Here is an 8,157-nt window from a genome sequence, read left to right as displayed (position 1 = left end):
GCCACTGTGCCGCTCAGGAGCCACTGTGGGGCGCTGCCAGAGGTGCGTGTGCGGTGGACCGGGGGTGCGATGCCGGGCGCGCGGGCCCGGCGTCGTCGAAGGCCCTAGGAGGCCGAGCAGCTGGGCAGGCCGGTGGTGTTGCCCGTACGGACCTTCTCCAGGGACTTCACGGCATCGTCGATGGACTTCACCTTGATCAGGGTGAGGCCCTCCGGTGTGTCCGTCGCCGCGGCGGCGCAGTTGTCGGCCGGCGTCAGGAAGTAGCGGGCGCCGGCGTTCCGTGCGCCGACGAGCTTCATGTCGATGCCACCGATGGGACCGACCTTGCCCTGGTCGTCGATGGTGCCCGTGCCGGCGACGAACCTGCCGCCGGTCAGGTCACCGGGCGTGAGCTTGTCGAGGATGCCCAGCGAGAACATGAGGCCCGCGCTGGGGCCGCCCACGTCGGCCAGCTTGATGTCGATGGCGAACGGGAAGGTGTGGTCGATCCCGGCCTGGATGCCGACGACCGCCCGGTCGCCCTCGTCGGACTTCCTCGTGGTGATCGTGACCTTCTCGGTGGTGGTGGGCTCCTGGCCTGCCTTCTCGGCCGCAGCCGCGGCCTTGGCCGGGACGACGGTGAAGACCACGTCCTCGCCCGGCTTGTGCCGGGTGACCAGCTTGGCCACGTCCTGCGGCGCCTTGACCGCCGTGCCGTCCACCGCCCTGATCACGTCGCCCGCGTGGAGCGCGCTCTCGGCGGGACTGCCCTTCTGCACGGAGGAGACCACGACGCGGGCGGTGACCGGGATGCCCAGCTGTCCGAGGGCGGCGACCTTGGCGCTCTCCTGGGACTGGCTGAACTCCTCGGCGTTCTCCTGCGTGGACTGCTCCTCGGTCTTGCCGTCCGGGTAGAGCGTCTCGTGCGGGACGACGACGCTGTCGTGTGCCAGCCAGCCGTACACGGCCTCGACCAGGTTCATCCTGTAGTCCGCACCGGTGACCCTGACGGTCGTCATATTGAGGTGCCCCGATGTGGGGTACGTCTTGTGCCCGGAGATCCGGAGCACCGGCTCGCCACCGGAGTCGCCCAGCGTGTTGACCGTCGGACCGGGGCTCATCTCGGAATAGGGCACCTTGATGAAGACCCCCGCGCAGAGCAGCGCGATGAGGATGAGGGTCGAAGCGAGCATCGTCGCGGTGCGGCGTGGCATGGAACGACAGTACGGGACGCGTCCGTCAGTCCACCCCTGGGGCCGGTCCGTACGGGGTGACCGCGGCACGGGCTTTCCGGGCGCGGGCCCGGGGGCGGGACACCTCAGGCCGGGCCGCCGCGGGAGTGGGTCTTCTCCATCGCGTCACGGAAGCGCGCGTAGCCGGCGAGCTCGGCCACGTCCTCGATGGTCTTGGTGCGCGATGCCCAGCTTCCCCATATCGCAGCTCCGATGGCTGCGAACAGCGGAATCAGCAACCAGGCGAGTACTGCCATCGCGACCTCCCGTCCCCATGCGCGAACGCCACTGACTGATCAGCAGATTAACCATCCGCCCTCACAACGCTCGTGCCCGGGGTGCGGTTACGCAAATCGGACCATCGCCACGTCCGACCGGACGGCCCTCTCCACTTGCGATCAGCGGGAGACGTGCCGGGGCTCAGCGGGCCCCGACCCTTCCCGTGGATCCAGTCCGGGGGCCCCGGTGATGTGCCCGGGGCTCAGCAGGCCCCGACCCACTCCTCGGTGCCGTCGGAGAAGCGCTGGTGCTTCCAGATCGGCACCTCGTGCTTGAGGTCGTCGATCAGCTTCCGGCAGGCCGCGAAGGCTTCCGCGCGGTGCGGGCAGGACACGGCGACGACCACCGCCAGGTCCCCGACGGACAGGTCGCCCACGCGGTGCACGGCGGCCAGCGCCCTGACCGGGTGGTCGGCGACGACCTTCTCGGCGACCCGGCGCAGCTCGGCCTCCGCGGTGGGGTGGCTGGAGTAACCCAGGGCGTCCACGTCGGCGCCGCCGTCGTGGTTGCGCACGGTGCCCACGAAGAGCGCGGTGCCCCCGGCCGCGTCGTCGCCGACGGCCCGGAAGACCTCGTCGAGGGAGAGCGGGGTGTCACGGATCGCCAGCAGCCGGATGGGGTCCGCCGCCGCGCGCTCGCCGGGGTGGTCGTACGTGGGTGCCATGCAGTCCATCGTGCCGTACGGCACTGACATCGCGGAATAGCGCTTTCGCCCGGCCCGCCCCCGCGCGCGTTGGAGCCTCCTACAGGGAGGCCGGGCCACAAGGCGGCCCTGGCCCGGCGGTCCCCCGGTGCCGGGCGCTACAGCCCGCGGCGCCTGCGGGCCCTCCGTACCAGCGCCGCCGTGCCCAGGAGGGCGACCGTCGCGCCCGCCGCGCCCGCCGCGGTGGCGTCCTTGCGGCCCAGGCGGCGACCGGCGACCGTGTGGCGGCCCTGGACCTCCTCCAGCAGCGCGGCGAGGACCTCCTCGTTGGTCCACTGCGGCCGCCACCCCGCGTCGTGCAGCCGCCCCACGCTGACCACCCACGGATGCATCGTGTACGCGAGGTCACCGGCCGGCGACGGGGTGAGGCCGATCCGGTGCAGCCGGGCCGCCGCCCCGAGGGCCACCGCCGAGGGCAGCTCCATGCGCCGGATGCCGCTGAGCTCCTCGACCTCCTCCTGCTCGAGCCACCCGTCGCAGCCGACGGCGAACTCGCCCTCGACCTTCTCGAGCGCCGCGTACTCCAGCGCGCGGACCAGGTCCTCGACGTGGCAGAACTGCCACGTCGGATGCGATCCGGCCACCACCAGCAGCCGCGGCGACTCGAAGTAGCGGGTCAGCGCCGTGTCCGTACCACCGACCAGGATGGCGGGGCGCACCACCGTCACGTTCAGGCCGGGGTGCGCGCGGGGCGCCCGGCGTGCGAGGCGTTCGATCTCCAGCAGGTCACCCACACCGGTGGCCTCGGCGGTGGCCCGCAGCTCGGCGTCCTCCGAGAGCGGGATGTCGTTGTCCGGCAGCGCGCCGTAGACCATGGCCGACGTGCACAGCACCACCCGGTGGACGCCCGCGGCGGCGGCCGCCGTCAGCACGGTCTGGGTGCCGCGGACGTTGTACGCCGTACGGGCGGCCGCGTCGGTCTCCAGGTCGAGATCGAGCGCGAGGTGCACCACCACGTCCGCGCCGCGCAGCTTCTCGGCGATGGCCGGGTCCCGTACGTCCAGGATGTGCCAGTGCGCCTCCGGGACGTCGCCGCGGCGCTCGTCGATGGCGATGACCTGCTTGATCTCCTCGGACGCGACGAGGCGCCGGATCAGCAGGTCGCCGACGCCGGACGCGGCACCGGTGACCGCGACGACGGGGCGGCGGCCTGCGGACGGGGCTGCATGGTTTCGCGCTGCGCGAACCTGCGGATCTGGGGAACTCACCAGGCGTCTCCAGCGGTTGTGTTCAGTACGTACGTGAATGACGCGTACGTACCAGGTGGCGTCCATCCTGCCGCAGCGCACGTGTCAGCGGAGCACCGAGCCCATATCCGGCCCGGATGTCTACGCTGGTGGTGTTGTCGGGCAGCCGCCGCCGGCAGGAAAGCCGGCGGCCCTACGAGCCGAGGAAACCCGTGAGTGACACCCCATTCGGATTCGGCGTTCCGCCGGAGGAGCCGGAGGACGGCGACGAGGGCAGGAAGAAGCAGCCCTCCGAAGGTGGCAAGGGGGCGGGCAACCCCTTCGGGTTCCCCGGGCTGCCGGGCGGCGGACAGGGCGGCGCGGACAACCCCTTCGCCGCGATGTTCGGCTCGCTGAACCCCACCGACCTGGGAGCCGCGTTCCAGCAGCTCGGCCAGATGCTGAGCTACGAGGGCGGCCCGGTCAATTGGGACATGGCCAAGCAGATCGCGCGCCAGACGGTCGCCCAGGGCACCGCGGACGGCACCAAGGACTCCAGCGTGGGCCCGGCCGAGCGGGCCGCGGTCGAGGAGGCCGTACGGCTGGCGGACCTGTGGCTGGACGGCGTGACGTCCCTGCCGTCCGGTGCGAACACGGCCGTGGCGTGGAGCCGCGCCGAGTGGGTCGAGGCGACGCTCCCCGCGTGGCAGCAGCTCGTCGACCCGGTCGCCGAGCGCGTCGGCGCCGCCATGGGCGATGTGCTCCCCGAGGAGATGCAGGCCATGGCCGGCCCGCTGATCGGCATGATGCGCTCCATGGGCGGCGCCATGTTCGGCCAGCAGATCGGCCAGGCCGTCGGCGTGCTGGCGGGCGAGGTGGTCGGCTCCACCGACGTCGGCCTGCCGCTGGGCCCGGCCGGCAAGGCCGCGCTGCTGCCGCTGAACGTGGAAGTGTTCGGCAAGGACCTGGGCGTGCCGAAGGACGAGGTACGGCTGTACCTGGCCCTGCGCGAGGCCGCTCACCAGCGGCTCTTCGCCCACGTGCCGTGGCTGCGCTCGCACCTGTTCGGCGCGGTCGAGGGGTACGCGCGAGGGATCAAGGTCGACACCTCCAAGCTGGAGGACGCTGTCAGCGGTCTGGACCCGTCCAACCCGGAGCAGTTGCAGGAAGCGCTGCAGCAGGGCATGTTCCAGCCGGAGGACACGGCCGAGCAGAAGGCCGCTCTGGCCCGTCTGGAGACGGCTCTGGCGCTGGTGGAGGGCTGGGTGGACGCGGTGGTGCACGAGGCCGCCAAGTCCCGGCTGACCTCGGCCGCGGCGCTGCGGGAGACCCTGCGGCGGCGGCGCGCCTCGGGCGGTCCCGCCGAGCAGACCTTCGCCACGCTGATCGGCCTGGAGCTGCGCCCGCGCCGGCTGCGTGACGCCGCGCGGCTGTGGGCGTCGCTGACCGACGCGCGGGGTGTCGACGGGCGCGACGACCTGTGGCAGCACCCCGACATGCTGCCGACGGCGTCCGACCTGGACGACCCGGACGGTTTCGTGCACCGGGAGCACCTGGACTTCTCGGAGCTCGACAAGATGCTGGGCGAGGCCGCCGGCGGCACCCACCAGGACCGGCCGGGCGGCGACGGCACCCGCGGCGACGCCCCGCGCACCGACGACGAGGACGACTCCGACAAGTGACCCTGCACGATGACGCCGTCCTGGTCCTGAAGGCGTACGAGGGGTCCGGGGACCAGGCGCGGCTGCGCCAGGTCTATCTGGATCACCTGGCGGCCCACCCGGACGGGATGTGGAAGGCCTGCGAGGCCGGGCACCTCACGGCGAGCGCGCTGGTGGTCGACGCCGGGCGCGGCCGCGCCCTGCTGACCCTGCACAGGAAGCTGGGCATGTGGCTGCAGATGGGCGGGCACTGCGAGCCGGGAGACCCGACGGTCGCCGCGGCGGCGCTGCGGGAGGCCACGGAGGAGTCCGGGATCCCGGGGCTGACGCTGCTGCCGGGCGGCCCCGCGCGGCTGGACCGGCACCCGATCCCCGCGCCCTGCAACTGGCACCTGGATGTGCAGTACGTGGCGGTCGCGCCCCCGGACGCGGTGGAGGCGATCAGCGACGAGTCGCTGGACCTGCGCTGGTTCCCGTACGACGAGGTGGCGGCCGTCGCCGACACCTCGGTCGTACGGCTGGTGGAGGCGGCCCGCGCCTCCCTGTGAGGCGGCGCGCCGCGTCGCTGCGAGGCGACTCGCGTCTCTGCCGGGCGGCGCGAGGAACGGGTGAGGGGCGGTCGCCATGGCGGCCGCCCCTCCCGTATGCCCGTCGCCCCCGGGGGCTCAGTTCCAGGCGTTGTTCTGGTTCTGCGCGTGCGCGCCGTGCTGGCCGACGCCGAACTGCGCGCCGACGCCCTGACCGATCTGGGCGTTCTGCGGCGGCATGACCTCGCTGGGCTGCACCAGCGCGAAGCCCTGCCCGAGGAAGCTGAGCTCCCAGCCCTCGCCGGTGCTGCCGCGGCGGCGGCGCACGTTCGAGGAGTGGGTCTGCGCCTGCATCTGGACGCGCAGCGACGACGACCAGGCGACGATCGCGTCCGAGTCGACGTTGACGTACTTGTCGGGCGTGACGTGCATCATCAGCGGCTGGCCGGAGGTCATCAGGGCGACCTTGCCGCGGCCGGAGATGTTCAGCTGGTACTTGCCGGAGCCGGAGATGCCGTACTGGCTGTCCACGGCGATGACCTCGGTGTGCAGCGTGGAGTCGAGCGCCAGCACATAGGCGCTGTCCACGGTCATGCCGTCCTGGTCGACCTCCACGACGTGGATGTACTGCGCCAGGTTGGCGAAGTAGACGGTGCCCTGCCCGGAGCAGCGCATCAGGTCCAGTCCCTCGCCGGTGTTGGCGCGGGCGCGCTCCTGGGTCCGGTTCTGGTACTCGCCGTCGAAGTCGATCAGCCCCTGGTACGCGACCATGGCGCCCTTGCGGGCGAGGACGTCGTCGTGTCCGGTGAGCGCCACCCGCAGCAGCTGCGGGTTCTGGACGACGTACCGCTCCTGGCTCTGCTGTTCGGTGTGGCTGAAAAGCGGGCTCTGCATGGTGTGTTCTCGCTCCCCCTCAGCCCCGGATCCGCAGGCGGTCGGTGCTGTCCTCGCTCGGCTGTACGACGACGATGCCCTGTCCGGAGAAGGCCATCTGGTACGCCTCTCCGCTGCCCCGCCCGATCAGGGAGGAGGCCTTGAAGCTGCGCTTGCCCTTCACCTTGAGCGTCGGCGACCAGGCGACGAGGGCGTCGGGATCGACGTACGTCTCGTCCTCGCCGCGGCCGCAGTCGACGACGACGGGGGTGCCGCGCGAGGTCAGCGCGACCCAGCCGGTGCCCGCGATCTGCACGTTCCACAGGCCCTGGCCGGCGAACTTGGCCAGGCCCTTGACCCGTTCCGCGCCCCACTGGAGATGGGCGTCGAAGGCCAGCACATTGGTGCCGTTGACGGAGATGGCGTCGTTGTTGAGGTTGATCACGACGACGTCGGCGCCGTAGTCGGCGAGGTAGAGCAGGCCGTCGCCCGTGCACTTCATGACGGGCGCGCCTTCGCCGGTCATCCACTGGGAGGCGATCTGGCGGACGGCGGGCGGGTTGGGCTCGTACTGGATGAAGCCCTCGTACGACACCATCGAGCCGGTGCGCGCGTACAGGTCCTGGCCGGAGGCCATGGCCACCTTGAGCATGTGGCGGCCGTGGTTCTCCATCCGGGCCGAGACGGGGGTCGGGGCGAAGCCCGCGAGCTGCTGGTTCATTGTCCGGGCTCCCTCAGACCTCGTACGGCTGGACGACGATGAAGTTCCCGGGGGCGCCGCGGAACTGGAGGTTCACGGTCTCCCCGCTGTGTCCCGGGTACGCGTTGCGGCGCAGCCGGACCTGGCTGGAGAGGATCACCTGGGACGCGGCCGACCAGGCCACGACGGCGTTGCAGTCCGCGAAGGTGGTCGGTGTGACGGGCAGGACGACCGGGACGCCGTTCGTCTTGACCACGACCGTGCCGGTGCCGGTGAACTGCATCGTGAACAGCGCACCGCCGGGGATGCCGTGACCCTCGATGCGGCGCACCTCGTACTGGAGCGTCTCGTCGAACGCGAGGACGTTCTCCGCCGAGACGCAGATGCCGTCGCCCTGGAGCTCGATGGGGTGCAGATGGGCGCCGTTCTCGGCGAGGAAGACCTGGCCGCGGCCGGTGCAGCGCATGAGCTGCATCTCCTGGCCGGTCGCGTTGCCCACGATGCGGCCGGTGAAGCCGGCGCCCTTGTAGCTGAAGTCGACCTTGCCCTGGTACATGACCATGCTGCCCTGGCGGGCGAGGACGGGGCTTCCGCCCATGGCGAGGTCGACCCGCATGAGCTGCTGGTTCTGCGGGGTCCACCGCTGGCCGGTGGCGGTCTCCCGGTACGGCTGGAGCGCGGCCTGCAGGCCGGCCCCGCCCTGCGGGACACCCTGGGGCATGCCGTGCGGGGCGCCCGGTGGCATGCCGACGGGCGGCTGCTGGCCGTACGGGGACGGGGCAGGCTGCCCGTAGGGGGACGGGGCCGGAGCGGGCTGGCCGTACGGCGGGGTCTGCCCGGGGACCTGGCCGTACGGCGGGGTCTGTCCGGGAACCTGGCCGAACTGCGGCTGCTGCGGCGGCTGTCCGTAGGGGGACGGCGCGGGCGGCGGGGTCGGGGCGACCGGCGCGTGCATCGGCGCGGCCATGGTCGGCGCGGCGTGCATGGGCTGCGGCGCAGGAGCCGGGGCGGGGGCGGGTGCCGGGGCGGGGGGCGCG

9 protein-coding genes are annotated in these 8,157 nt (G+C 72.3%); 2 read left to right on the top strand and 7 right to left on the bottom strand.

Annotation, left to right across the window (positions count from 1 at the left end):
• Positions 1 to 104: 104 nt before the first annotated feature.
• The 4 genes from IH00_RS0123655 to IH00_RS0123640 form a co-directional block, all read right to left on the bottom strand.
• Entirely contained in the window at positions 105 to 1,193 is a 1,089-nt protein-coding gene (locus IH00_RS0123655; RefSeq protein WP_031076791.1) for a YlbL family protein, read from the bottom strand.
• A 104-nt stretch (positions 1,194 to 1,297) separates the two neighbouring features.
• Positions 1,298 to 1,468: a hypothetical protein gene (locus tag IH00_RS43445; protein ID WP_199819801.1), complete on the bottom strand. Its 171-nt coding sequence runs from the start codon at positions 1,466 to 1,468 to the stop codon at positions 1,298 to 1,300.
• A gap of 224 nt (positions 1,469 to 1,692) precedes the next feature.
• Positions 1,693 to 2,154, bottom strand: coding sequence for a molybdenum cofactor biosynthesis protein MoaE (locus IH00_RS0123645; protein ID WP_031076789.1), 462 nt, complete (start codon positions 2,152 to 2,154; stop codon positions 1,693 to 1,695).
• 137 nt (positions 2,155 to 2,291) lie between these two features.
• A complete protein-coding gene (locus IH00_RS0123640; protein ID WP_031076788.1) occupies positions 2,292 to 3,401 on the bottom strand; it encodes an SDR family oxidoreductase in 1,110 nt (369 codons plus the stop codon).
• Positions 3,402 to 3,592: 191 nt separating this feature from the next.
• On the opposite strand from IH00_RS0123640, the gene IH00_RS0123635 reads away from it, so the two are divergent.
• Together IH00_RS0123635 and IH00_RS0123630 are read left to right on the top strand one after the other, a co-directional pair.
• Complete coding sequence (locus IH00_RS0123635) at positions 3,593 to 5,041, top strand: zinc-dependent metalloprotease (RefSeq protein WP_031076787.1); 1,449 nt, start codon at positions 3,593 to 3,595, stop codon at positions 5,039 to 5,041.
• The gene (locus tag IH00_RS0123630) at positions 5,038 to 5,568 is read left to right on the top strand and encodes an NUDIX hydrolase (RefSeq protein WP_031076786.1); all 531 of its coding nucleotides are present in this window, start codon (positions 5,038 to 5,040) and stop codon (positions 5,566 to 5,568) included. Before IH00_RS0123635 ends, IH00_RS0123630 begins: the two co-directional genes overlap by 4 nt.
• Positions 5,569 to 5,685: 117 nt before the next feature.
• Here IH00_RS0123630 and IH00_RS0123625 read toward each other — a convergent pair whose 3' ends face one another.
• The 3 genes from IH00_RS0123625 to IH00_RS0123615 all read right to left on the bottom strand — a co-directional run.
• Entirely contained in the window at positions 5,686 to 6,441 is a 756-nt protein-coding gene (locus tag IH00_RS0123625; protein WP_031076784.1) for an AIM24 family protein, read from the bottom strand.
• A gap of 19 nt (positions 6,442 to 6,460) precedes the next feature.
• A complete protein-coding gene (locus IH00_RS0123620; RefSeq protein WP_031076782.1) occupies positions 6,461 to 7,141 on the bottom strand; it encodes an AIM24 family protein in 681 nt (226 codons plus the stop codon).
• 13 nt (positions 7,142 to 7,154) lie between these two features.
• On the bottom strand, positions 7,155 to 8,157 hold a 1,003-nt coding region (locus tag IH00_RS0123615; RefSeq protein ID WP_031076780.1), incomplete at its 5' end, for an AIM24 family protein.

This window comes from Streptomyces sp. NRRL S-118 (assembly GCF_000716335.1).
Lineage (GTDB): Bacteria > Actinomycetota > Actinomycetes > Streptomycetales > Streptomycetaceae > Streptomyces.
This window is presented reverse-complemented; position numbering and strand designations above follow the sequence as displayed.

What these genes read in the sequence shown, in the direction of transcription:
- IH00_RS0123625 (WP_031076784.1), bottom strand. Translation starts at nt 6,441, where the DNA reads ATGCAGAGCCCGCTTTTCAGCCACACCGAACAGCAGAGCCAGGAGCGG.
- IH00_RS43445 (WP_199819801.1), bottom strand. Translation starts at nt 1,468, where the DNA reads ATGGCAGTACTCGCCTGGTTGCTGATTCCGCTGTTCGCAGCCATCGGA.
- IH00_RS0123645 (WP_031076789.1), bottom strand. Translation starts at nt 2,154, where the DNA reads ATGGCACCCACGTACGACCACCCCGGCGAGCGCGCGGCGGCGGACCCC.
- IH00_RS0123620 (WP_031076782.1), bottom strand. Translation starts at nt 7,141, where the DNA reads ATGAACCAGCAGCTCGCGGGCTTCGCCCCGACCCCCGTCTCGGCCCGG.
- IH00_RS0123655 (WP_031076791.1), bottom strand. Translation starts at nt 1,193, where the DNA reads ATGCCACGCCGCACCGCGACGATGCTCGCTTCGACCCTCATCCTCATC.